The sequence below is a fragment of the Enterobacter sp. UPMP2060 genome, assembly GCF_053709655.1.
This window is the reverse complement of record NZ_JBSKJQ010000003.1, coordinates 359,748-383,916: the sequence shown is the minus strand read 5'-3', so window position 1 is coordinate 383,916 and position 24,169 is coordinate 359,748. Positions and strand designations below refer to the sequence as shown.

Genomic DNA, 24,169 nt, shown 5'->3' with positions numbered 1-24,169 from the left:
GGAACGTAAATCTTTGCTAAAAACACAGTGTCTCTGATATGTTTAGCCTCCGTTTAATCGTTCAGGAGTATAGGGTTACAGCCCACTATATGGACCGTCACCGACGTCAGTCATCAACCAGGCCATTTCGCGCCTTATTCACCGGCGATCCTCGCCACGTATCAACTCTGTTTACCTCTGTTTTGCCCACGTTGAGTGGGGCACCGTTTCGTCATTCCTTTAGCAGGAGCTTGTCATGGAATTCTTAATGGACCCGTCAATCTGGGTGGGATTGCTCACGCTGGTGGTGCTGGAGATTGTTCTCGGCATTGATAACCTGGTGTTTATCGCCATCCTTGCGGACAAACTGCCGCCAAAACAGCGTGATAAAGCGCGTCTGATTGGTCTCTCACTGGCGCTGGTTATGCGACTGGGGCTGCTCTCCGTCATCTCCTGGATGGTCACGTTGACCAAACCGCTGTTCTCCGTCATGGATTACACCTTCTCCGGGCGTGATTTAATCATGCTGATCGGGGGGATATTCCTGCTTTTCAAAGCGACGACGGAGCTACACGAGCGGCTGGAAAACCGTCAACACGATGATGGGCACGGTAAAGGCTATGCCAGCTTCTGGGTGGTGGTGCTGCAGATTGTGGTGCTTGATGCGGTCTTCTCGCTGGATGCGGTGATCACGGCGGTCGGCATGGTGAATCATCTGCCGGTAATGATGGCGGCTGTCGTTATTGCGATGGCGGTCATGCTGCTGGCCTCGAAGCCGCTGACGCGCTTCGTCAACCAGCATCCGACGGTGGTCGTGCTGTGTCTGAGCTTCCTGCTGATGATTGGTCTGAGCCTGGTGGCGGAAGGTTTTGGCTTCCATATTCCGAAAGGCTACCTGTACGCCGCGATTGGCTTCTCGATTCTGATCGAGCTGTTCAACCAGATTGCGCGCCGTAACTTTATTAAGCAGCAGTCGAATCAGCCGCTGCGCGCCCGTACCGCAGACGCGATTCTGCGCCTGATGGGCGGTCGTCGTCAGGTGAACGTCCAGTCTGATTCCGAAAACCATAACCCGGTTCCGGTCCCGGAAGGGGCGTTTGTGGAACAAGAGCGCTACATGATTAACGGCGTGCTCTCCCTGGCCTCCCGTTCGCTGCGCGGCATCATGACGCCGCGCGGGGAGATCAGCTGGGTTGATGCAAACCTGAGCGTCGATGAAATTCGCCAGCAGCTGCTCTCTTCTCCGCACAGCCTGTTCCCGGTGTGTCGCGGAGAGCTGGATGAGATCATCGGCGTCGTGCGGGCAAAAGAGATGCTGGTGGCCCTGGAAGAGGGCGTGAACGTGGAAGCCGTTGCTGCCGCGTCGCCTGCGATTGTCGTGCCGGAAACGCTGGATCCTATCAACCTGCTCGGGGTGCTGCGCCGCGCTCGCGGTAGCTTTGTTATCGTCACCAACGAGTTTGGCGTGGTGCAGGGGCTGGTCACGCCGCTGGACGTGCTTGAAGCGATTGCCGGTGAATTCCCGGATGCCGACGAAACGCCTGAGATCGTTGCCGACGGTGAAGGCTGGCTGGTTAAAGGTACCACCGACCTGCACGCGCTCTCGCACACGCTGGGGCTGGAAAACGTGATCAACGATGAAGAAGACATCGCGACCGTTGCCGGCCTGGTGATTGCGGTTAACGGGCAAATCCCGCGCGTCGGCGATGTGATCGAGCTGGCGCCGCTGCACATTACGATCGTTGAAGCGAACGACTATCGCGTTGATATGGTTCGCATTGTTAAAGAACAATCAGCCCACGACGAAGATGAGTAAGCCGGCTTAGCGCAGCGGCATTAAGGGCACGATGTGCCCGTTATGATGCGCTGGCGGGGATGAACTTCCCGCCAGCCACTTCGGAAAATCCCGTAGCGGCATGGGCCGCGCATAGAAAAACCCCTGCAGGACAGGCACGCCATGGCGGCGCAAGTAGCGCGCCTGCTCCTCCGTCTCGACCCCTTCAGCAACCAGTTCGATATTCAGCCGCTGACCCAGCGCAATAATCATATCCGTCACCGTCGAGTTCACGGCGTCGGTACCGATGGCGGTGGTAAACGACTGGTCGATTTTCAGCACGTCCGGGTGCAGCTTTTCAAGCCAGGAGAGGGAGCTGTTCCCGGTACCAAAATCGTCGATGGCGAGCTTCACCCCTTTGCGATGCAGTTCGCGCACGATGCGATAATCCGCATCCAGCAGCGCATCCCGTTCCGTGAGTTCAATCACCAGCTGCTGGCGCGGACCGGCGCTGAACCAGAGGCGGTTCAGGTCCTGTATCAATGCCGCGTGACGAAAATGGCTGGCGGCGACGTTAATACCGATGTGAAAACCGGCGCTGGAAGGGAAGTAGCCTATCTGGCGCACCGTTTCGGCGATGACATAGCGGGTCAGGGGGACAATCTGGTTATGTTCTTCTGCCAGCGGGATAAACACCTCCGGGGTGATCCAACCCTGACGTGGGTTATTCCAGCGCAGCAGGATCTCCACGCCGGTGCACGCCCGGGTACGGGCATTCACCAGCGGCTGGCAGAAAAGCTCAAATTCCCGCGCCGCAATGCCCATATCGATCTCCCACGTAAAGCTCATCCGGTTTGCCGTTGCCAGCCAGGCGAGATAGCCCAGCAGCAGGCTGAGCATCAGCCCCAGCGGCAGCTGGGCTGGCAGGCTTTTTAAGGCTAATTCTCCAGGGCCTGGCCCGCTGACCGTAATGGTAAAAGGATTTCGGGTTGATGATTGCCGGAAAAGAGAGCCCTCCTCATCAAACGTCAGGCTGTCGCTGACGCGTTGTCCATAGCGTAGAAAGCGATCGCCTACGGTCAGCGCCACGTCATTGATGAGCGGGCGCTGGGGCTCGAGGATCATTTTGGCGATCAGATCGATATTGATGATTTCGATAACGCCAGCTTCACCGTCCTGTGAGACGGGATACCACTGGATCAATATCGGGCTACCCTTAAGCAGCCACTGATCGCTCGATAAAATCAGCTTCGCCGTGCTGGCTGGGAGTTCTTTCAGGAAGTCGCGAACGGGCACGTTGCGGCTCCCGAAAATACTTGAGCAATACAGGATACCCTCGTTAATCAGGGCGATGGAGCGTACCGTCTGCAAAATGGCGGCCTGCTTTCGCAGCGCCAGGTGCGCCTGCGGGCAGGGCTGCCCTACCAGGGGCTGCAGCACGCTGCGGCGGTTCTCTAAAGAAAGCAGGACGTTATCAAGGGCGCGAACGGTGTGGCTGGTAAAATCGAGGATCCGCTGTTGGTTAACATTGCGCTGTGAAATAAAGCGAATGCCTAACGTCAGGATGAGCGTGAGGAGCGCAACCGTCACACAGACGATAACGCGTTTTCGGCGATAGTTTTTAATGATCGTTTGTGCAGTTTGCATGAACGGTCGCCTGATAAGCCACCAGCCACAAAAGCCGGACGCAACAGTAAAAGTGTAGTGGGGAAAGCAGAAGGAGACGAGAAAGAAGAGGGAAATTCGCCCATCCGTTGCAGATGGGCGAAAGGCAGTATTAGTCGCACTGCACCTTAATGGCCAGGCCACCGCGGGACGTCTCGCGGTATTTCGCGTTCATGTCCTTGCCGGTTTCGTACATGGTTTCAATCACCTTATCCAGCGATACGCGAGGTTCGCTGGTACGGCGCATCGCCATACGTGAGGCGTTGATGGCTTTCACAGAGGCAATCGCGTTACGCTCGATGCACGGCACCTGCACCTGGCCCGCGACCGGGTCACAGGTCAGACCGAGGTTATGTTCCATACCGATTTCCGCCGCCACGCAGACCTGCTCAGGGCTTGCGCCCAGCAGCTCTGCCAGACCTGCCGCCGCCATGGAGCAGGCAACGCCCACTTCACCCTGACAGCCCACTTCCGCACCGGAGATGGAGGCGTTCATTTTGTACAGCGCACCGATGGCACCTGCCGCAAGGAAATAGCGGATGTAGATGTCCGGCGTCACGGGTTCAATAAAGTGATCGTAATACGCCAGCACTGCCGGAACGATACCGCACGCACCGTTGGTTGGCGCCGTCACGACGCGGCCACCGGCGGCGTTCTCTTCGTTAACCGCCAGGGCAAACATGTTTACCCAGTCGACCACGTTCATCGGGTCGTTGGAGAACTTGTCCGTGGTCACCAGCATACGGCGCAGGGCAGAGGCACGACGCGGTACGCGCAGTGGACCCGGCAGAACGCCTTCGGTGTTCATCCCGCGGTCGATACAGGCGCGCATGGTTTGCCAGACGTTCGCAAAATAGTCTTCAATCTCTTTTTTGCTGTGCAGGGCCAGTTCGTTCTGCATCACCATGCCGGACAGTGAAAGACCGGTCTCTTTGCAGTAGCCCAGCATTTCTGTAGCCGATTTGAACGGGTAAGGTACGCTGACGTCGCCGACGCTGTCTTTGCCAAAATGCTCTTCATCCACGATGAAGCCACCGCCGATGGAGTAGTACGTTTTGCTGTAAATCTCTTTTTCACTGCTGTAAGCGTGAATGGTCATGCCGTTTTCATGCAGCGGCAGGTTGTCGCTACGGAAACGCATGCCGTCATCCTGCGGGAAATCGACTTCCTGCTGACCGTTTGCCAGCAGCAGGCGGCCGCGTGTTTCCACGTCGCGGATGAATGCCGGGATGGCATCAATATCTACGGTATCCGGCATATTGCCTGCCAGACCCATAATAATGGCGATATCGGTGTGGTGGCCTTTACCCGTTAATGACAGCGAGCCGTAAACATCCACGGCGACACGGGTAACGCTTTCCAGTAATCCTTTTTCGACCAGATCATCGACGAACTGTTTACCGGCCTTCATCGGGCCAACAGTATGGGAAGACGAAGGGCCAATTCCCACTTTGAACATGTCGAATATACTAATCACTTTCACACTCCTGACAGGGTTACCGGGGTTCCAGTAACGATGTTATAACTGCGCATAGTGTAAGAGGGAACACCGACCTCGGCTTAACTATTCACATGAATTAAACTAATGGTTAACGATGGGTTTTGCTAATAGCGCGACGCGGATCGCAAACCTGCGAAAAAGGGTGGAATGTAAAGTATAGTCAAGGTTTCAGGCCGATTTGCAGCGCCAGTTCACGAATGATGCCCGCCGTCATGCCCCAGACAAAATAATGCTGATACCAGGACAACCAGACCCGATGGTCATGCCCCCGTCGATGGATATCGAGCGGATGATAGCGGCTGAGCCGGAGCGCCTCTTCGAGCGGCATTTCAAACACCGCTGAAACTTCATCGACGCTGGCATGATACTGCAGGCCAGGCGGGATAATGCCGACCACCGGCGTGACCTGAAAACCGGTAACGCTGTCGACTGGCGGCAGCACGCCGATAACCTCCACCGCCTCCGGCGGAATGGCCACCTCTTCCTGCGCTTCCCGCAGCGCGGCGGCAATCAGCGAGGCGTCGGAGCTGTCCACTGCGCCACCCGGAAAGGCGACCTGACCCGCGTGCTTACGTAAATGGGGAGAACGCTGGGTGAGCAGCAGGCCCGGCTGCGCGCGACGCACGACCGGGATCAGCACGGCCGCCTGACGCTGGTTCAGCGCTTCGCGGTTGACCTGCGGTCGTAATAGCTGAAAGCGAGATAAAAAAACGTCCAGCGTCAGGTTCTCTTTTTCCACCCGTGATTACTCCAGTTGTTTCAGGATACGGTTAACTTTATCAAAGGTTTCCTGATATTCCGCATCGACCTGGCTATCGGCAACAATGCCGCCCCCGGCCGAGCAGTAAAGGTTTCCGCCGCAGGCCGTCAGCGTGCGAATGGTAATGCTGGTATCCATGGTGCCGCACAGGCTGATATAGCCGATGCTGCCGCACCAGGCGTTGCGGCGGTGCGGCTCCAGCTCATCAATGATCTCCATCGCCCGTACCTTTGGCGCGCCGGTGATGGAGCCGCCCGGAAACGCGGCGCGGAGCAGATCGCAGGCGGTGCGAGAGGCGGGTAGACGCGCGGTAATGGTACTGACCAGATGATGCACCGCCGGGAAAGGCTCGACGACAAACAGTTCCGGCACGCGCACGCTGCCAGGTTCAGCGACGCGGCCAATATCGTTACGCATCAGGTCGACAATCATCAGGTTCTCGGCGCGGTCTTTCGGCGAGGCGGCGAGCTTTTCCGCCTGCTGGCGATCGGCATCGGGATCCGCAAGACGCGGTAACGTGCCTTTAATCGGACGGGTTTGAATCGTACCCTCGGCCAGATGAATAAAGCGCTCGGGTGACAGGCTGAGTATGGCCCCCTGTTCCAGACGGACAAACGCGCTGAACGGCGCCTTGTTGCTGGCATTAAGACGGGTAAACGCCTGCCACTCATCTCCCCGGTATGTCGACTGGAAGCGCTGGGCGAGGTTAACCTGGTAGCAGTCACCGCTTTGCAGATACGCCTGAACGCGCGCGAATTTTTCGGCATACTCCGCTGCGGTCATATTTGAGCGCCAGTCAGAGGTAAGGGTAAACGTCTCTGCCGGGGCAGGCCGTTGCGCCTCCAGCCACGCCAGACGCGCCTGCACGTCATGATGGCTCAGCAGTGAAACCGTTTTTTTCAGGTGATCAACTATTAATGCCCAGTCATACAGCCCCACGGCCATGTCTGGCAGGGAAATATCAGCCTGCGCATGCTCCGGCAGCGTTTCGAAACGGCGACCCAGATCGTACCCAAACAGGCCCAGCGCGCCTCCCTGGAAAGGGAGGTCCGGGTTTGGTGCGGCAGATAAGTCCAGCGCGTTAATGGCCTGCTGCAGCTGCTTCAGGGGATCGTCCGTTAACGACAGGTCATCGGTTGTTAGCGTCTTTAGCGGATCGGCCACCAGAATATCGAAGCGGCTATAGGGATGGTCCGCATGGCCAGAATGCAGCAGCATCGCAAACGGAAGATGGCTCAGGCGGGCAAACCAGAATTCAGCGGCGTCTGCACGCCAGGGCAAGGTAATAACAGTGGGGAAGCGCATGTTCATGTGTGGCATACTACCGGGCAGCGTGAAATAATTAGCGCGAATAATTTAGCAGGAGTTGACGATGTTTGCAGGTTTACCTTCTCTGAGCCATGAACAGCAGCAGAAAGCGGTTGAGCGAATTCAGGAACTGATGTCCCAGGGGATGAGCAGCGGACAGGCGATTACGGTTGTCGCCGAGGAGATTCGCGCCAGTCATTCCGGCGAACGGATCGTGGCGCGATTCGAAGATGAAGATGAAGATCCAGAAGAATAATCGGGCTTACACCGCCGCGATAATCTTAATCTCTACCTTATATTCCGGCTTCATCAGCGTGGCCTGTACGGTACAGCGTACAGGCGCGTGACCCGCCACCACCCATGCATCCCAGGCTTTGTTCATCGCCGCGAAATCATCTTTGTTTGCCAGGAAAATCGTCGCATCCAGAATGCGGGATTTGTCGCTGCCCTGTTTTTCCAGCACCGCGTCAATCTGTGCCAGGGTGTTAGCCGTCTGCTCGAACGCATCCGCATCCAGGTTAGCCGGTACGCCGGTGTAGTAGAGCGTCTGGTTATGGATCACCACATCAGACCAGCGGGCTTCGGCATCAATGCGCACAATTGTCATAAACGTTTCCTCGTTATTTTTCGTCGTCAGGCGGCAAGACTGCCATATTGTTCTCGTGTCGTCACTATTTGGGGTGGCACAGGAGAGGATGGGCTGACATAATCCCTGTGCAAAAATACAGTGAGAGAGCACCGTGGCAGACGATTTTTCCCCTGAAGGTCAATTAGCGCAGGCTATTCCCGGCTTCAAGCCCCGTGAGCCTCAGCGTCAGATGGCGCACGCCGTTGCACGCGCCATCGATAAGGCTCAGCCGCTGGTGGTCGAAGCCGGAACCGGCACGGGTAAAACGTATGCTTACCTTGCTCCGGCGCTGCGCGCGAAAAAGAAGGTGATTATTTCCACCGGTTCGAAGGCGCTGCAGGATCAGCTCTACAGCCGCGATTTGCCCACGGTGGCTAAGGCGCTGAAATACAAGGGGCGTCTGGCCCTGCTGAAGGGGCGCTCCAACTATCTCTGCCTGGAACGTCTTGAGCAGCAGGCGCTGGCGGGCGGCGACCTGCCGGTGCAAACCCTCAGCGACGTTATTATCCTTCGCGCCTGGGCGAACCAGACCGAAGAGGGGGATATCAGCACCTGCGCGAGCGTGCCGGAAGACTCGCCTGCCTGGCCGCTGGTGACCAGCACCAACGACAACTGCCTCGGCAGCGACTGCCCGCTGTATAAAGACTGCTTTGTGGTGAAAGCGCGCAAAACGGCGATGGACGCGGATGTGGTGGTGGTGAACCACCATCTGTTCCTCGCGGATATGGTCGTCAAGGACAGCGGTTTCGGCGAGCTGATCCCGGAGGCGGACGTGATGATCTTCGACGAAGCCCACCAGCTTCCGGACATCGCCAGCCAGTATTTCGGCCAGTCGCTTTCCAGCCGCCAGCTTCAGGATCTGGCGAAAGATTTCACCATCGCTTACCGGACCGAACTCAAAGATACCCAGCAGCTGCAGAAGTGCGCCGACCGTCTGGCCCAAAGCGCGCAGGATTTCCGCTTACAGCTTGGCGAGCCGGGCTATCGCGGTAACCTGCGCGAGCTGCTGGCGGACAAAAACATCCAGCGCGCGCTGCTGCTGCTCGATGATGCCCTCGAACTCTGCTACGACGTGGCAAAACTGTCGCTTGGCCGTTCCGCGCTGCTGGACGCGGCCTTCGAACGCGCCACGCTCTATCGCGGGCGGCTCAAACGGCTGAAAGAGATTAACCAGCCGGGGTTCAGCTACTGGTATGAGTGCACCTCGCGGCATTTCACCCTGGCGCTCACGCCGCTGACGGTAGCGGATAAGTTTAAAGAGGTGATGGCGCAAAAACCGGGAAGCTGGATCTTCACCTCGGCAACCCTGTCGGTGAATGACGATCTGCATCACTTCACGGAACGTCTTGGCATTGAGGATGCGGAATCGCTGCTCCTGCCCAGCCCGTTCGATTACGAAAAACAGGCGCTGCTCTGCGTGCCTCGTAATCTGCCGCTGCCGAACCAGCCGGGGGCGGCGCGCCACCTGGCCGCGATGTTAAAACCGATGATCGAGGCCAACAACGGCCGCTGCTTTATGCTCTGTACCTCTCACGCCATGATGCGTGACCTCGCCGAGCAGTTCCGCGCCACCATGACGCTGCCGGTGCTGCTGCAAGGTGAAACCAGTAAAGGCCAGCTGTTACAGCAGTTTGTCAGCGCCGGAAATGCCCTGCTGGTGGCAACCAGCAGCTTCTGGGAAGGGGTGGACGTGCGCGGCGATACGCTCTCACTGGTAATTATTGATAAGCTGCCGTTTACCTCTCCGGACGACCCGCTGCTGAAGGCGCGGATGGAAGACTGCCGTCTGCGCGGGGGCGATCCGTTTGACGAGGTACAGCTGCCGGATGCGGTGATTACGCTCAAGCAGGGGGTAGGGCGATTGATCCGCGACGTTACCGATCGCGGGGTGCTGGTCATTTGCGATAACCGGCTGGTGATGCGCCCTTACGGAGCGACCTTCCTTGCCAGCCTGCCGCCCGCACCGCGGACGCGGGACATAAAACGCGCGGTGCGTTTCCTGGCAAACCCAACGGCGGAGTAATTTACCCCGGAGTGTGCTAAGATGCGCGCCATTTTGTGACTGACCCTTGCGAGAGCGCGACGACTGATGCGAATTCTGGCTATTGATACCGCGACAGAGGCTTGCTCTGTCGCTCTGTTGAACGACGGTGCTGTTTCTGCTCATTTCGAAGAGTGCCCACGGGAACACACCCAACGCATTCTGCCCCTGGTAAAAGCCATTTTAACCCAGCGCAACACCTCCTTAACCGACCTCGATGCGCTGGCCTTTGGCCGTGGCCCCGGCAGCTTTACGGGCGTACGTATCGGGATTGGCATTGCGCAGGGGCTGGCGCTGGGCGCCGAACTGCCGATGATCGGCGTCTCTACGCTTGCCACCATGGCGCAGGGCGCATGGCGCATGACCGGGGCAACGCGCGTGCTGGCCGCGATTGATGCCCGCATGGGCGAAGTTTACTGGGCCGAATACACCCGCGACGAGCAGGGCGTGTGGCACGGCGAAGAGACGGAAGCCGTGCTCAAGCCGGAAGCGGTCACTGAGCGGCTGCAACAGCTCTCCGGTGAGTGGGCAACCGTTGGCACCGGCTGGCCGGCGTGGCCAGACATGGCAAACGACACCGGGGTGACGCTGGTGGACGGCAACATGCTGCTGCCGGCTGCGGAAGATATGCTTCCGATTGCCTGCCAGCTGCTCGCGGCAGGAAAAACCGTTGCCGTTGAACACGCGGAGCCGGTTTATTTGCGAAACACCGTTGCGTGGAAGAAACTTCCGGGCCGCGAGTGAATCTCAGTAACAGGAACTGAGAAAAAGGAGTCGCATCATGGCGGTTCAGACTAAAGTAGTACGCCTTATTATGGCAGGCGCGGTTGCCATAGCACTGAGCGGATGCGTTTCCGTTCCTGATGCGATTAAGGGCAGCAGCCCGACGCCACAGCAGGATCTGGTTCGGGTGATGAATGCGCCTGAGCTTTACGTCGGCCAGGAAGCGCGCTTTGGCGGTAAGGTCATCGACGTACAAAACCAGCAGGGGAAAACCCGCCTGGAGATCGCGACCGTTCCGCTGGACAGCGGCGCGCGGCCGGTACTGGGTGAGGCCTCTCGCGGACGTATCTATGCGGACGTCAGCGGTTTCCTCGATCCGGTCGATTTTCGCGGGCAGCTGGTGACCGTCGTCGGGCCGATTACCGGCGCCGTGCAGGGCAAAATCGGCAGCACGCCGTATAAATTTATGACCATGCAGGTCAACGGGTATAAACGCTGGCGGCTGGCACAGCAGGTGATCATGCCGCCTCAGCCGATGGATCCGTGGATGTGGGGTCCACATCCTTATCGTTACGGCTACCCGGGCTGGGGCTGGTATAACCCGGGTCCTGCACAGGTTCAGACGATCGTTACTGAGTAACTTACTGTTATTGTTAGAAAAGAGACAGCGGCTCAGCCGCTGTCTCTGTTTTTTTACGGATAAAACGAAAAAAAAGAGTGACGCGCTTCGCAACCTTAAATCTGAACAATTAATAAACTGGTACGCTGAGTTAATATAATGTTAACAAACTGTTTATTATCGGGGTTGTGATGACGACGAACACTCATTTCAGAGGTGATGCATTGAAGAAGGTTTGGCTTAACCGTTATCCCGCAGATGTTCCTGCTGAGATCAATCCTGACCGTTATCAATCCCTGGTGGAATTATTTGAACACTCGGTAAGGCGCTACGCGGACCAGCCCGCATTCGTGAATATGGGCGAGGTCATGACGTTCCGTAAGCTTGAGGAGCGTAGCCGCGCGTTTGCGGCGTATCTGCAGGAAGGGCTGGGGCTGCAAAAAGGGGACCGCGTCGCGCTGATGATGCCGAACCTGCTGCAATACCCGGTGGCGTTGTTCGGTATCCTGCGAGCCGGGATGATTGTCGTCAACGTTAACCCCTTGTATACCCCGCGCGAGCTGGAGCATCAGCTGAACGACAGCGGCGCGGCCGCGATTGTCATTGTGTCCAACTTCGCCCATACGCTGGAAAAAGTGGTCGACAAAACCCAGGTTAAACACGTCATCCTGACGCGCATGGGGGATCAACTCTCCACCGCCAAAGGCACGCTGGTTAACTTTGTCGTTAAATACGTCAAGCGCCTGGTGCCAAAATACCACCTGCCGGACGCCATCTCCTTCCGCCGCGCGCTGCATGCGGGCTACCGTATGCAGTATGTGAAACCCGAAGTGGTGGCGGAAGATCTTGCGTTTCTGCAATACACGGGCGGGACCACCGGCGTCGCCAAAGGGGCCATGCTTACCCACCGCAATATGCTGGCAAACCTTGAACAGGTGAACGCCACCTACGGGCCGCTTCTGCATCCGGGCAAAGAGGTGGTGATCACCGCGCTTCCGCTGTATCACATCTTTGCGCTGACCATGAACTGCCTGCTGTTTATTGAACTGGGTGGTCAGAACATCCTCATCACCAACCCGCGCGATATCCCGGGCCTGGTGAAAGAGCTGGCGAAATACCCGTTCACCGCCATGACGGGGGTGAACACCCTGTTTAACGCGCTGCTTAATAACAAAGAGTTCCAGCAGCTGGATTTCTCCACGCTGCATCTCTCTGCGGGCGGCGGCATGCCGGTTCAACAGGCGGTCGCCGAGCGCTGGGTGAAGCTCACCGGTCAGTATTTGCTGGAAGGCTATGGGCTGACGGAATGTGCTCCGCTGGTCAGCGTGAACCCACACGATATCGACTATCACAGTGGAAGCATTGGTCTGCCGGTTCCTTCCACCGAGGCCAAACTGGTCGATGATAACGATAACGAAGTCGCGCCGGGCGAGCCGGGTGAGCTTTGCGTCAGAGGTCCGCAGGTGATGCTGGGTTACTGGCAGCGTCCCGATGCGACCGACGAAATCATCAAAGACGGCTGGCTGCACACCGGTGATATTGCGGTAATGGATGACGAGGGCTTCCTGCGCATCGTCGATCGCAAGAAAGACATGATCCTGGTCTCCGGCTTCAACGTCTATCCGAATGAGATCGAAGACGTGGTTATGCAGCACAGCGGCGTACTCGAGGTGGCGGCGGTCGGCGTCCCTTCCGGCAGCAGCGGTGAAGCGGTTAAAATATTTGTGGTCAAGAAAGATCCTTCCCTGACGGAGGAGGCGCTGGTAACGTTTTGCCGTCGTCAGCTGACGGGCTACAAGGTGCCGAAGCTGGTTGAATTCCGCGATGAGCTGCCGAAATCCAACGTCGGAAAGATATTACGACGAGAATTACGTGACGAAGCCCGTGGCAAAGTAGACAATAAGGCCTGAGCTTCACGCTAATCGCCCAGACGCCGGTTAAGCCGGCGTTTTTTATGGGCGCAAACAAAAGAGAACCCGTTTTGAATTACCAGATGATCACGACCAACGACGAGCTGGCTTCGCTGTGCGAAGTGACGCGCGACTTTCCTGCCATTGCCCTGGATACCGAGTTTGTCCGTACCCGGACCTATTATCCGCAGCTGGGTTTGATTCAGATGTACGACGGTAAACACGTGTCGCTGATTGACCCTCTCGGCATTACCGACTGGACGCCGATGCGTAACCTGCTGCTCGATACCGCCGTGACGAAATACCTGCACGCAGGCAGTGAGGATCTGGAAGTCTTTCTGAACACCTTTGGCATCATGCCCCAGCCGCTGATTGACACGCAGATCCTCGCGGCATTCAGCAATCGTCCGCTCTCCTGGGGCTTTGCTGCCATGGTGGAGGAGTATACGGGCCTGACGCTGGATAAAAGCGAATCCCGTACCGACTGGCTGGCGCGCCCGCTTACAGAGCGTCAGCTGGAGTATGCGGCGGCAGACGTGTTTTACCTGCTGCCGATTGCGGGACAGCTGATGAAAGAGGCGGAAGCCTCCGGCTGGCTCGCTGCTGCGCTGGACGAATGCCGTATGACCCAGCAGCGTCGCCAGGAAGTGGTTGACCCGAAAGAGGCCTGGCGCGATATCAGCAACGCCTGGCAGCTGCGCACGCGTCAGCTGGCATGCCTGCAGCTGCTGGCAGACTGGCGCTTGCGTAAAGCGCGCGAGCGCGATCTGGCCGTTAACTTTGTGGTTCGCGAAGAGCATCTCTGGGCAGTCGCGCGCTATATGCCGGGCAGCCTGGGCGAGCTGGACAGCATTGGGCTTTCGGGCAGCGAGATCCGCTTCCACGGTAAAACCCTGCTGGCGCTGGTCGCCAAAGCGCAGGAACTGCCGGAAGATGCGCTGCCGGAACCGCTGCTGAACCTGATGGACATGCCGGGCTATCGCAAAGCGTTTAAGGATATAAAAGCGCTGGTGCAGGCGGTTGCAACGGAAAGCAAGCTGAGCGCGGAACTGCTCGCCTCACGTCGTCAGATTAACCAGCTGCTGAACTGGCACTGGAAGCTGAAGCCGCAGAATGGCGTGCCGGAGATGATGGCGGGATGGCGCGGGGAATTGATGGCCGATCGCCTGAATACGCTGCTGGACGGTTACCCGCGATAAAAAAAATATGCCGGGCGATATACCCGGCATATTTCCCCGGTGGCGCTGCGCTTACCGGGGCGGCGAAAACACAAACCTACGGACGCGACTCTTCCGCTTCCGGGAGCGTAACGTTCAGCTCCAGAATCGAAATATCCCCGTCTTTTTGTTCCAGCTGCACCGTGACCATCTCCGGGTCAATCTGCACATACTTACAGATCACTTCCAGGATGTCCTTGCGCAGCTGCGGCAGGTAGTGAGGCTCGGCGTCGCTACGACGACGCTCCGCAACGATAATTTGCAGACGTTCTTTTGCGATGTTGGCGGTGTTCTTTTTCCGCGAGAGAAAAAAGTCCAGTAATGCCATAACTTATCCTCCGAACAGGCGTTTGAGGAAACCTTTCTTCTCTTCTTCAATGAAGCGGAAAGGACGTTCTTCTCCCAGCAGACGGTCAACGGTATCGGCGTAAGCTTTACCTGCATCTGCCATTGTATCAAGGATCACTGGCTCGCCCTGGTTAGACGCGCGTAACACGGACTGATCTTCCGGGATAACGCCCACCAGCTTAATGCGCAGGATCTCCAGCACGTCTTCCATGCTCAGCATGTCACCTTTGTTCACGCGGCCCGGATTGTAGCGGGTGAGCAGCAGGTGTTCTTTAATCGGGTCTTCGCCATTTTCCGCACGACGGGATTTAGAAGCGAGGATGCCCAGAATGCGGTCTGAGTCACGCACGGATGAAACTTCAGGGTTGGTGGTGATGATCGCTTCATCAGCGAAGTAGAGCGCCATCAGGGCACCGGTTTCGATGCCCGCAGGGGAGTCGCAGACAATGAAGTCGAAATCCATTTTTTTCAGATCGTCGAGCACCTTTTCCACGCCTTCACGGGTCAGGGCGTCTTTGTCACGCGTCTGAGAAGCCGGGAGAATGTAGAGGTTCTCGGTGCGCTTGTCTTTGATCATCGCCTGGTTAAGCGTGGCATCGCCCTGAATGACGTTTACGAAGTCATACACGACGCGACGCTCACATCCCATGATGAGGTCGAGGTTACGCAGACCGATATCGAAGTCGATAACGATGGTTTTCTTTCCCTTCTGGGCCAAACCAGTAGCGATGGCCGCGCTGGAGGTGGTCTTGCCAACGCCTCCTTTACCCGAAGTAACAACAATAATGCGTGCCATAGAAATTCCTTGTTAAAAAGGGATCAATTCAACGGTTGAACGGTCAACGCGTCGTCTGCCAGAAGCAGGCGAGCCGCTTTGCCATAAAATTCGGCTGGGATCTTGTCGCTCAGCCAATATTCACCTGCGATGGACACCAGTTCCGCCGTCAGGTGAGTACAAAATATTTGCGCATCTCGATCGCCACTTGCACCTGCGAGCGCACGTCCACGCATCATACCGTATACGTGAATATTGCCATCTGCAATCAGCTCAGCGCCAGCACTGACGTGGCTTGTAACAATCAGATCACAGTTTGGTGCATAAATGCGCTGACCGGAACGAACCGGCACATCAATCATTCGCGTTTTTGTGACGGTAGTAACGTTTTGCACCGCAGGAGGGGGCGTTTGCACGGCAACGGGTGCCGCTCGCGAGGCTTTTTCTTTGCCCTCATTCAGAAGGGGCAGCCCCGCACGCTCAATTTCCGCTTTCAGCTCAGTATCTTTGCAGCCGCTGATGCCCACGATACGCAGTCCGGTCGAGGAGACGGCCTGCTGGAGAAGTTTCCAGTTAACCGGAGCCTCAAGACCGCTGACGTTGATAACAACAGGGGCGTGCTTCAGAAAGGCGGGAGCCTGGGCGATTTTGTCTTCTAACGCCTGACGAATAACCTCGGGTTTTGCATCATGCAAATGTACCACTGATAAGGTGAAGCTACTGCCTTTAAGCTCGATGGGCGTGTTTGACATCCTGGCCTTACTCAATTTGCTATTAACCGCAACCACTCGCTGCGATATTCCGAAGAGTATCAGGCATGTTATAGTCAGGAGTATATTGAGGCAAGCAACCACCCATTAATTCAGAGTAAAAACATGTTTTGTGTGATCTACAGAAGTACAAGCCGTGACCAGACCTATCTTTATGTCGAAAAGAAAGACGATTTTTCACGCGTGCCTGAAGAATTAATGAAAAACTTTGGCCGACCACAGCTGGCGATGCTGCTGCCGCTCGATGGTCGTAAGAAACTGATTAATGCCGATCTGGATAAAGTGAAAACGGCCTTAGCCGAGCAAGGCTATTATTTACAGCTTCCACCGCCACCCGAGAATTTATTAAAACAGCATCTTGAGGCGAACGGTAAAAAATAGTCTCAACTGTTTTTGGGCACAACACATCAACCGTTTAGGGGTCGACCATGTATCAACATCATAACTGGCAAGGTGCATTACTGGATTATCCCGTCAGCAAAGTGGTTTGCGTGGGCAGCAACTACGCAAAACATATTCAGGAGATGGGCAGCGCGACGCCAGAAGAGCCGGTCCTGTTTATTAAGCCTGAAACGGCGCTGTGCGATATCCGACAGCCGCTGGCGCTGCCGCAGGGGCTGGGCTCGGTGCATCACGAAGTTGAACTTGCCGTGCTGATCGGCGCGACGCTGCGCCAGGCCTCAGAAGAACATGTTAAAAAAGCGATTGCCGGATACGGCGTGGCGCTGGATCTGACCCTGCGTGACGTTCAAGGCAAAATGAAGAAAGCAGGGCAGCCGTGGGAAAAAGCCAAAGGGTTTGATAATTCCTGCCCGATTTCGGCGTTTGTGCCGGTAAGCGAATTTACCGGCGATCCGCAGGACACGCCGCTCAGCCTCAAGGTTAACGGCGAGGTCCGCCAGCAGGGCACCACGGCAGACATGATCCATAAGATTGTGCCGCTGATTGCTTACATGAGTCGCTTCTTTACCCTGAAGCCGGGCGATGTGATCCTGACCGGAACCCCAGAAGGCGTTGGCCCGCTACTCAGCGGTGACGAGCTTGAGGTCGGTTTCAACGGCCTGTCGCTGAAAACCCGCGTGCTGTAACCCCATCTTGCCGCCTGAAGAGGGCGGCAAAACTTGCAACAACGTGCCAGACTCGTTATAAGGTGCGCTTTCTTTTGACGTGTGGACATCCTGATGAACGACATCCCTTTCTGGCAAAGCAAAACTCTCGACGACATGACTGACGCGGAATGGGAATCATTGTGCGACGGCTGCGGGCAGTGCTGCCTGCACAAGCTGATGGATGAAGATACGGACGAAATCTACTTCACCAACGTTGCCTGCAAGCAGTTAAACATTAAAACCTGCCAGTGCCGCAACTATGAGCGCCGGTTTGAATTTGAGCCTGACTGCATCAAGTTAACCCGGGATAATCTGCCGACGTTTGAATGGCTGCCGCATACCTGCGCGTATCGCCTGCTGGCGGAAGGGAAAGGTCTGCCTGACTGGCATCCGCTGTTAACCGGTTCAAAAGCGGCGATGCACGGTGAACGTATTTCTGTGCGCCACATTGCGGTGAAAGAGTCCGAGGTGCAGGACTGGGAAGATCACATCATGAACCACCCGACCCGTTGAGATTAAAAAAACCGCCGAGGCGGGTTTTTTTGTGCTTGTGCGGCCTGATGCCCTCACCCCAACCCTCTCCCGTGGGAGAGGGCGCAAACGCTAAAAACGGCAACCTTGGTTGCCGTTTTGCGTTTACCTTCCGAACAAATCGCGTTTCTTCGGTTTGAACGGCTGGGCAATCAGCACCAGCAGCGCCACGACGAAGTAGGCGGCAAAAATGCCCACCAGCCACTGCGGCATCTCCAGCGTCAGGAATTCCCACTGGCGAACGGAGCAGTCACCGGATGCGACAAACACCTGCGGCAGCCATTTGTCCAGCGGCAGCCAGCTCGGGAAGCGGGCGGCAAAATCACAGGTCATAAACGGTGACGGATGCAATTGCATCATGGTGTGCTGCCAGGAGAGTTCAATTCCTTTCCAGGCGCTGTAGATCCAGATGGCAATACCGGCATAGCGAAGCGGCGATTTTGGGGCAATCGCACCCACCAGGCCCGCACCCATAATGCCGAACAGCGCGCTGCGTTCGTAAATACACAGTACGCAAGGTTTCAGTCCCATTACATGCTGGAACCACAGCGCGACCATTTCCAGCGCAAAGGCGGTCAGGGCCATTAACAACCACGCTCCGCGACCGCGGGAGCACTGGTTTAAAAATCTCAACATAATCATTTCCCTGGAACATGCTTAGAAAGCGCAGTGTAAACGAATTCGTTTTTCGCGCCACCTGTACCTGGCGAAATAAAACGTAATTGGATGTTTATCGTGCGAAAAGGCAAACGGGCAGCGAACAGCCCGAGATGCATAGTTTACTGCGCCGCAAGTATACCCGCTTGTACCAGCCATTGCGTACAGGGAATGAGGGTAATTTTGACGCAAAGCAATCCGACGATCGTGAGCACCAGCGTATAGGGCAGCGCCATCCAAACCATCCGGCCATAAGAAAGACGTATGAGCGGCGCGAGGGCGGAGGTCAGCAGGAACAGGAAGGCGGCCTGGCCATTTGGCGTCGCTACCGACGGCAGGTTGGTGCCGGTGTTGATCGCCACGGCCAGCAGCTCAAACTGTCCGGCGCTGATAACGCCTTGCTCCATAGCGGCTTTGGCCTCGTTTATGTAGACCGTCCCGACGAAGACGTTATCTGAGATCGACGAGAGCAGGCCGTTAAACAGGTAAAACAGCGAGAGCTGAGCATCCGGTGATGCCTGTAATACAAAGGAAATAATCGGCGCGAACAGGTGCTGGTCGATAATCACCGCCACGACGGCAAAGAACACCGCCAGCAGTGCGGTAAACGGCAGGGCTTCGGTAAACGCCTTGCCGATGGCATGTTCGTCCGTCACGCCGGTAAAGGTGGTGGCGAGAATAATGACTGACAGGCCAATCAGCCCCACTTCGGCAAGATGGAACGCCAGCGCCGCGATAAGCCAGACGCCGATGATCCCCTGAGCAATCAGTCGTAGCGTCTCCTGGCGCGTCCGCTGGCTTCGGCTCTGCACATCGAATTTATGCAGCTCCTGACGAACCGGCTCCGGGAGCTGCGCCCCGTAGCCGAAGAGGCGAAACTTCTCCACCAGCAGACAGGTCGCCAGCCCGCAGATCAGCACCGGTACGCTCACCGGGGCCATTCTCAGGAAGAAATCACCGAAGTGCCAGCCCGCCGCTTTGGCAATGATCAGGTTTTGCGGCTCGCCCACCATGGTCATCACGCCGCCCAGGGCGGTACCCACGCCGGCATGCATCATCAGGCTGCGCAGAAACGCGCGAAACTGTTCCAGCACGTCACGGTTATGCGCCTCGACGTGGCTGTCATCCTGCAGGTCCTCATTTGGGCGAGAGGAGGCCACGCGGTGATAAATTCCGTAAAACCCAACCGCAACGCTGATTACCACCGCGACGACCGTCAGCGCATCCAGGAACGCCGACAGGAAGGCGGCGGCGAGGCAAAACGCCAGCGAGAGGAACATTTTCGACGGAATGCTGAGCAGCAGGCGCGTGAAGATGAACAGCAGCAGCTGTTTCATAAAGTAGATACCCGCCACCATAAAGATCAGCAGCAGAAGCACTTCGAGATTAGACGCCAGCTCTGCTTTGACATGCCCGGCGCTGGTCATACCGACGACGACGGCTTCAAACGCCAGCAATCCGCCCGGCAGAAGGGGATAACATTTCAGCGCCATGGCCAGGGTGAAGATAAACTCCGCCACCAGCAGCCAGCCGGCGATAAAGGGATTCGCGCTAAAAATGATGGGATTAACGACCAGGAAAACCAACAATATCAGTTTATACCAGTCAGGAGACTGACCTAAAAAATTGCGCCATAGCGCGCGCCCAAAAGAAATTTCCACAACAGACGTCCTTCCCGTCAAGTAAGACAAAACATCAGTATACGCAAAAATCGCGGCCTGGAGGCGGGTAAGGCTGCATTGTAAATTTCACAAAAATGAAACGGCGATCCCTCTTTTCTCTCTTTGCCGCGCTACCTGCCACTGCGTGCCTCTGGTATGATGAGTCCAATTTGCTAAAGCTGTGTAATGGAAATCTCACTATGGTCATTAAGGCGCAGAGCCCGGCGGGTTTCGCGGAAGAGTACATCATTGAAAGCATCTGGAATAATCGTTTCCCTGCGGGGTCCATTCTTCCGGCTGAACGCGAACTCTCTGAACTGATTGGCGTCACTCGCACCACGCTGCGTGAAGTGCTTCAGCGGCTGGCGCGCGATGGCTGGTTGACGATCCAGCACGGTAAGCCTACGAAAGTGAACAACTTCTGGGAAACGTCCGGGCTGAACATTCTTGAAACGCTGGCGCGTCTCGACCATGAAAGCGTGCCGCAGCTCATTGATAATCTGCTCTCCGTTCGCACCAACATCGCCACGATCTTTATTCGTACCGCTTTCCGTCAGCATCCGGAAGACGCCCTTGCGGTGCTGGCCAGCGCGAACGAGGTGGAAGATCACGCCGATGCTTTTGCCACTCTCGATTACAACGTGTTCCGCGGCCTGGCGTTTGCCTCCGGCAACCCGGTGTATGGCCTGATCCTCAACGGTATGAAAGGGCTTTACACCCGCATTGGCCGCCACTACTTTGCCAATCCGGAAGCGCGTAGCCTGGCGCTGGGCTTCTACCATAAGCTGAGCAAGCTCTGTACCGAAGGTCTGCACGATCAGGTTTATGAGACGGTGCGCCGCTACGGTCACGATTCCGGTGAAATCTGGCACCGTATGCAGAAAACGCTGCCGGGTGATTTAGCGATTCAGACTCGCTAAAAGAAAAAACCTCTCGTATGAGAGGTTTTTTTTCGTCGGGTGGCGGCTACGCCTTACCCGACCTACGGGTTTTATAGGCCCGGTAAGCGTAGCGCCACCGGGCAAAAGCGTCACTACAGCGTATTCAACCGCGCCGGGCAACGTTCCAGCAGCTCGACGCTCCCGTCTTCATTCTGCTGCTCCAGCTGCACGTCAAAGCCCCACAGACGATGCACGTGCTTCAGCACTTCTTTACGCCCTTTATCCAGCGGCGCGCGATTGTGCGGGATATAGCGCAGCGTCAGGGAGCGGTCACCGCGCAAATCGACGTTCCATACCTGAATATTCGGCTCAAGGTTGCTCAGGTTGTACTGGGAAGAGAGGCGAGAGCGGATCTCACGGTATCCCTCTTCGTTGTGGATTGCGGAGATCTCCAGATAGTTGTTGCGGTCATCGTCCAGCACGGTGAAGAAGCGGAAATCACGCATGATCTTCGGCGACATAAACTGGCTGATGAAGCTCTCGTCCTTAAAGTCGCGCATCGCAAAGTGCAGCGTTTCCAGCCAGTCAGAACCGGCGATATCCGGGAACCAGTACTTGTCTTCTTCCGTCGGCGACTGGCAGATGCGCTTAATGTCCTGGAACATGGCGAAGCCAAGCGCATACGGGTTAATCCCACTGTACCACGGGCTGTTGTAGGGCGGCTGGAACACCACGTTGGTATGGCTGTGGAGGAATTCCATCATGAACCGCTCGGTCACTTTTCCCTCGTCGTACAGATGGTTAAGAATGGTGTAGTGCCAGAAGGTCGCCCAGCCTTCGTTCATCACCTGCGTCTGCTTTTGCGGATAAAAATACTGGCTCACCTTGCGCACGATGCGCAGGATCTCACGCTGCCACGGCTCCAGCAGCGGGGCGTTCTTCTCCATAAAATAGAGCAGGTTTTCCTGCGGCTCGGACGGATAGCGACGCGCTTCGGCGATCGTTTTTTCCTCCTCACGCTTCGGCAGGGTTCGCCACAGCATGTTCACCTGGCTTTGCAGGTACTCTTCGCGGCTCTTCTGCCGGGCTTTCTCCTCCTGCAGGGAGATTTTCTGCGGACGTTTGTAGCGGTCCACGCCGTAGTTCATCAGCGCGTGGCAGGAGTCGAGCAGTTTTTCCACTTCGTCCACGCCGTAGCGCTCTTCGCAGTCGGTAATGTATTTACGGGCGAAGATCAGGTAATCGACGATGGAGCTGGCGTCCGTCCAGCTGCGGAACAGGTAGTTATTCTTGAAAAATGAGTTGTGCCCGTAGCAGGCGTGCGCCATCACCAGCGCCTGCATGGTAATGGTGTTCTCTTCCATTAAATAGGCAATACACGGATTGGAGTTAATCACAATCTCATACGCCAGCCCCTGCTGGCCGTGCTTATACAGTCGTTCCGTTTCAATAAATTTTTTGCCAAACGACCAGTGCGGATAGTTAATCGGCATCCCGACGCTGGAGTAGGCGTCCATCATCTGTTCGGACGTAATGACTTCAATCTGATGGGGATAGGTATCCAGACGATACAGCTTTGCGACCCGGTCGATTTCGGCGAGGTAAACATCCAACAGCTCGAAGGTCCAGTCGGGTCCATCGCTCAGACGTGTGTTGTCCTTGTTCAGGGAATCAATAGTAGCCATTAGCGCGCCCTCGTTGTGGGTGCTCTCTCTGTCTGGAGAGCCTCCTTTCAAGCATAGATCAACGTGTTAAAAAGCGTGCTGGGGCAGAAATTTTTTCTTTGCGATTTCGCGTTTTTGATACGGCAAAAAAACGGCATGTCTCAGCATATTATGCTGGTTAAAAATAACGCGCAGCAGGAGATCCCAAATTAGCACTATCCCCTGATGCTGGGGGATGTGTGAGGTAAGTCACCATAAAAAAGTCGTATGTTGAATAATATTTTCAACTAGGTTATCAATCTGTAATTAGAAGATTGTTCTTTTGCACATAATGGAGTGGCTATGCGTGTTGTCATACTGGGAAGTGGTGTCGTTGGGGTAACCAGCGCCTGGTATTTAAGTCAGGCGGGACATGACGTAACCGTCATCGATCGTGAATCCGGTCCCGCGCTTGAAACCAGCGCGGCGAACGCCGGGCAAATCTCTCCGGGGTATGCGGCGCCGTGGGCTGCGCCGGGCGTTCCGCTGAAAGCGATTAAATGGATGTTCCAGCGCCATGCGCCGCTGGCCATTAGCCTTGACGGCACGCAGTTCCAGCTGAAGTGGATGTGGCAGATGCTGCGCAACTGCGACACCCGCCACTACATGGAGAACAAAGGGCGTATGGTGCGCCTGGCGGAATACAGCCGCGACTGTCTGAAAGCGCTGCGCGCGTCGACGGGGATTGAGTACGAAGGCCGCCAGGGCGGGACGCTGCAGCTGTTCCGCACCGAGCAACAGTACGAGAATGCCACCCGCGATATCGCCGTGCTGGAAGATGCCGGCGTACCGTACCAGCTGCTGGAAGCCAGCCAGCTTGGTCAGGTTGAACCGGCGCTGGCGGAAGTGGCGCATAAGCTGACCGGCGGCCTGCGCCTGCCGAATGACGAAACCGGCGACTGCCAGCTCTTTACGCAACGTCTGGCGCAAATGTGCGAGCAGGCGGGGGTGAAGTTCCGCTTCAACACCTCCGTCGACAAGCTGCTGTCGGAAGGGGAAAAAATTTACGGCGTGAAGTGCGGCGACGAGGTGATCAAAGCCGATGCCTACGTGATGGCGTTTGGTTCGTACTCCACCGCCATGCTGAAAGGCATTCTCGACATTCCGGTTTATCCGCTGAAGGGCTACTCGCTGACCATCCCGGTGAAAGAAGAGAGCGGCGCCCCGGTGTCGACCATTCTGGACGAAACCTACAAAATCGCCATTACCCGCTTCGACAACCGCATTCGCGTAGGCGGCATGGCGGAGATTGTCGGCTTCAACACCGAACTGCTGCAGCCGCGTCGTGAAACGCTGGAGATGGTCGTGGGCGATCTCTTCCCGCGCGGAGGTTTTGTTGAGCAGGCGACGTTCTGGACCGGCCTGCGTCCGATGACCCCGGACGGCACGCCGATCGTAGGCCGCACGCCGTTTAAAAACCTGTGGACCAATACCGGACACGGCACGCTCGGCTGGACAATGGCCTGCGGATCGGGCCAGCTGCTGAGCGACCTGATTTCCGGGCGCACGCCGGCAATTCCGTTTGACGATTTAAGCGCCGCGCGCTATCAATCGGGGTTTACGCCTTCGCGTCCACAGCACCTGCACGGCGCGCATAGCTAAGGAGTTG

The 24,169-nt window shown here is 56.6% G+C and carries 24 protein-coding genes; 13 read left to right on the top strand and 11 right to left on the bottom strand.

What is annotated here, in order from left to right; all coding sequences use genetic code 11:
* Positions 1-38 precede the first annotated feature (38 nt).
* Both ACWKXN_RS10745 and yoaE read left to right on the top strand, forming a co-directional pair.
* Complete coding sequence (locus tag ACWKXN_RS10745; RefSeq protein ID WP_372584218.1) at positions 39-248, top strand: protein YoaL; 210 nt, start codon at positions 39-41, stop codon at positions 246-248.
* Positions 236-1,795 (top strand): CNNM family cation transport protein YoaE, encoded by a 1,560-nt coding sequence (gene yoaE, locus ACWKXN_RS10740; RefSeq protein ID WP_033145827.1) that lies wholly within the window; start codon positions 236-238, stop codon positions 1,793-1,795. The genes ACWKXN_RS10745 and yoaE overlap by 13 nt, the downstream gene beginning before the upstream one ends.
* Positions 1,796-1,801: 6 nt before the next feature.
* Here the strand turns inward: yoaE and ACWKXN_RS10735 are convergent, their stop codons facing one another.
* From ACWKXN_RS10735 to pabB, 4 genes are all read right to left on the bottom strand, one after another.
* Positions 1,802-3,400: an EAL domain-containing protein gene (locus ACWKXN_RS10735; RefSeq protein WP_143346842.1), complete on the bottom strand. Its 1,599-nt coding sequence runs from the start codon at positions 3,398-3,400 to the stop codon at positions 1,802-1,804.
* A gap of 130 nt (positions 3,401-3,530) precedes the next feature.
* Positions 3,531-4,895, bottom strand: a complete 1,365-nt coding sequence (gene sdaA, locus ACWKXN_RS10730; protein ID WP_039263633.1) for an L-serine ammonia-lyase — start codon at positions 4,893-4,895, stop codon at positions 3,531-3,533.
* Positions 4,896-5,079: 184 nt separating this feature from the next.
* Positions 5,080-5,658: a CoA pyrophosphatase gene (locus ACWKXN_RS10725; RefSeq protein WP_454543773.1), complete on the bottom strand. Its 579-nt coding sequence runs from the start codon at positions 5,656-5,658 to the stop codon at positions 5,080-5,082.
* A 6-nt stretch (positions 5,659-5,664) separates the two neighbouring features.
* Complete coding sequence (gene pabB, locus ACWKXN_RS10720) at positions 5,665-6,990, bottom strand: aminodeoxychorismate synthase component 1 (RefSeq protein ID WP_454543772.1); 1,326 nt, start codon at positions 6,988-6,990, stop codon at positions 5,665-5,667.
* Positions 6,991-7,051: 61 nt separating this feature from the next.
* Between pabB and ACWKXN_RS10715 the strand changes: the two genes are divergently transcribed.
* Positions 7,052-7,243: a YoaH family protein gene (locus tag ACWKXN_RS10715; protein WP_033145823.1), complete on the top strand. Its 192-nt coding sequence runs from the start codon at positions 7,052-7,054 to the stop codon at positions 7,241-7,243.
* A 6-nt stretch (positions 7,244-7,249) separates the two neighbouring features.
* Here the strand turns inward: ACWKXN_RS10715 and ACWKXN_RS10710 are convergent, their stop codons facing one another.
* Complete coding sequence (locus tag ACWKXN_RS10710; protein WP_008500498.1) at positions 7,250-7,594, bottom strand: RidA family protein; 345 nt, start codon at positions 7,592-7,594, stop codon at positions 7,250-7,252.
* Between the two features lie 133 nt (positions 7,595-7,727).
* Here ACWKXN_RS10710 and ACWKXN_RS10705 point away from each other — a divergent pair, with 133 nt between their 5' ends.
* The 5 genes from ACWKXN_RS10705 (at position 7,728) to rnd (ending at position 14,107) form a co-directional block, all read left to right on the top strand.
* Positions 7,728-9,638 carry an ATP-dependent DNA helicase gene (locus tag ACWKXN_RS10705; protein ID WP_039263631.1) on the top strand — a complete coding sequence of 637 codons (1,911 nt, stop codon included), beginning with the start codon at positions 7,728-7,730 and terminating at the stop codon, positions 9,636-9,638.
* Between the two features lie 66 nt (positions 9,639-9,704).
* The gene (gene tsaB, locus ACWKXN_RS10700) at positions 9,705-10,400 is read left to right on the top strand and encodes a tRNA (adenosine(37)-N6)-threonylcarbamoyltransferase complex dimerization subunit type 1 TsaB (RefSeq protein ID WP_454543771.1); all 696 of its coding nucleotides are present in this window, start codon (positions 9,705-9,707) and stop codon (positions 10,398-10,400) included.
* A gap of 37 nt (positions 10,401-10,437) precedes the next feature.
* The gene (locus ACWKXN_RS10695; protein WP_032658483.1) at positions 10,438-11,019 is read left to right on the top strand and encodes a Slp family lipoprotein; all 582 of its coding nucleotides are present in this window, start codon (positions 10,438-10,440) and stop codon (positions 11,017-11,019) included.
* 203 nt (positions 11,020-11,222) lie between these two features.
* Positions 11,223-12,908 (top strand): long-chain-fatty-acid--CoA ligase FadD, encoded by a 1,686-nt coding sequence (gene fadD, locus ACWKXN_RS10690; protein WP_023312189.1) that lies wholly within the window; start codon positions 11,223-11,225, stop codon positions 12,906-12,908.
* Between the two features lie 71 nt (positions 12,909-12,979).
* A complete protein-coding gene (gene rnd / locus ACWKXN_RS10685; protein WP_087822872.1) occupies positions 12,980-14,107 on the top strand; it encodes a ribonuclease D in 1,128 nt (375 codons plus the stop codon).
* A gap of 76 nt (positions 14,108-14,183) precedes the next feature.
* On the opposite strand, the gene minE is transcribed toward rnd, so the two are convergent.
* Genes minE through minC form a run of 3 tightly spaced genes read right to left on the bottom strand, consistent with a single transcriptional unit; the run spans position 14,184 to position 16,000 of the window.
* Positions 14,184-14,453, bottom strand: a complete 270-nt coding sequence (gene minE / locus ACWKXN_RS10680) for a cell division topological specificity factor MinE (RefSeq protein ID WP_008500504.1) — start codon at positions 14,451-14,453, stop codon at positions 14,184-14,186.
* Between the two features lie 3 nt (positions 14,454-14,456).
* Positions 14,457-15,269: a septum site-determining protein MinD gene (gene minD / locus ACWKXN_RS10675; protein WP_023312187.1), complete on the bottom strand. Its 813-nt coding sequence runs from the start codon at positions 15,267-15,269 to the stop codon at positions 14,457-14,459.
* 23 nt (positions 15,270-15,292) lie between these two features.
* Complete coding sequence (gene minC / locus ACWKXN_RS10670) at positions 15,293-16,000, bottom strand: septum site-determining protein MinC (protein WP_023312186.1); 708 nt, start codon at positions 15,998-16,000, stop codon at positions 15,293-15,295.
* Between the two features lie 123 nt (positions 16,001-16,123).
* On the opposite strand from minC, the gene ACWKXN_RS10665 reads away from it, so the two are divergent.
* The 3 genes from ACWKXN_RS10665 (at position 16,124) to ACWKXN_RS10655 (ending at position 17,640) form a co-directional block, all read left to right on the top strand.
* The gene (locus ACWKXN_RS10665; RefSeq protein ID WP_029742143.1) at positions 16,124-16,399 is read left to right on the top strand and encodes a YcgL domain-containing protein; all 276 of its coding nucleotides are present in this window, start codon (positions 16,124-16,126) and stop codon (positions 16,397-16,399) included.
* A gap of 47 nt (positions 16,400-16,446) precedes the next feature.
* Entirely contained in the window at positions 16,447-17,106 is a 660-nt protein-coding gene (locus ACWKXN_RS10660) for a fumarylacetoacetate hydrolase family protein (protein ID WP_039263627.1), read from the top strand.
* Positions 17,107-17,199: 93 nt separating this feature from the next.
* Positions 17,200-17,640: a YcgN family cysteine cluster protein gene (locus ACWKXN_RS10655; protein WP_033145818.1), complete on the top strand. Its 441-nt coding sequence runs from the start codon at positions 17,200-17,202 to the stop codon at positions 17,638-17,640.
* Positions 17,641-17,763: 123 nt separating this feature from the next.
* On the opposite strand, the gene dsbB is transcribed toward ACWKXN_RS10655, so the two are convergent.
* Both dsbB and nhaB read right to left on the bottom strand, forming a co-directional pair.
* On the bottom strand, positions 17,764-18,294 hold the full coding sequence (gene dsbB / locus ACWKXN_RS10650) for a disulfide bond formation protein DsbB (RefSeq protein WP_023312182.1): 531 nt from the start codon (positions 18,292-18,294) through the stop codon (positions 17,764-17,766).
* Between the two features lie 143 nt (positions 18,295-18,437).
* Entirely contained in the window at positions 18,438-19,976 is a 1,539-nt protein-coding gene (gene nhaB / locus ACWKXN_RS10645; protein ID WP_454543770.1) for a Na(+)/H(+) antiporter NhaB, read from the bottom strand.
* 200 nt (positions 19,977-20,176) lie between these two features.
* Between nhaB and fadR the strand changes: the two genes are divergently transcribed.
* A complete protein-coding gene (gene fadR / locus ACWKXN_RS10640; protein WP_023336056.1) occupies positions 20,177-20,896 on the top strand; it encodes a fatty acid metabolism transcriptional regulator FadR in 720 nt (239 codons plus the stop codon).
* A 113-nt stretch (positions 20,897-21,009) separates the two neighbouring features.
* On the opposite strand, the gene ACWKXN_RS10635 is transcribed toward fadR, so the two are convergent.
* The gene (locus ACWKXN_RS10635; protein ID WP_023293929.1) at positions 21,010-22,542 is read right to left on the bottom strand and encodes a SpoVR family protein; all 1,533 of its coding nucleotides are present in this window, start codon (positions 22,540-22,542) and stop codon (positions 21,010-21,012) included.
* 321 nt (positions 22,543-22,863) lie between these two features.
* Between ACWKXN_RS10635 and ACWKXN_RS10630 the strand changes: the two genes are divergently transcribed.
* Complete coding sequence (locus ACWKXN_RS10630; protein ID WP_032658462.1) at positions 22,864-24,162, top strand: D-amino acid dehydrogenase; 1,299 nt, start codon at positions 22,864-22,866, stop codon at positions 24,160-24,162.
* Positions 24,163-24,169: the final 7 nt, after the last annotated feature.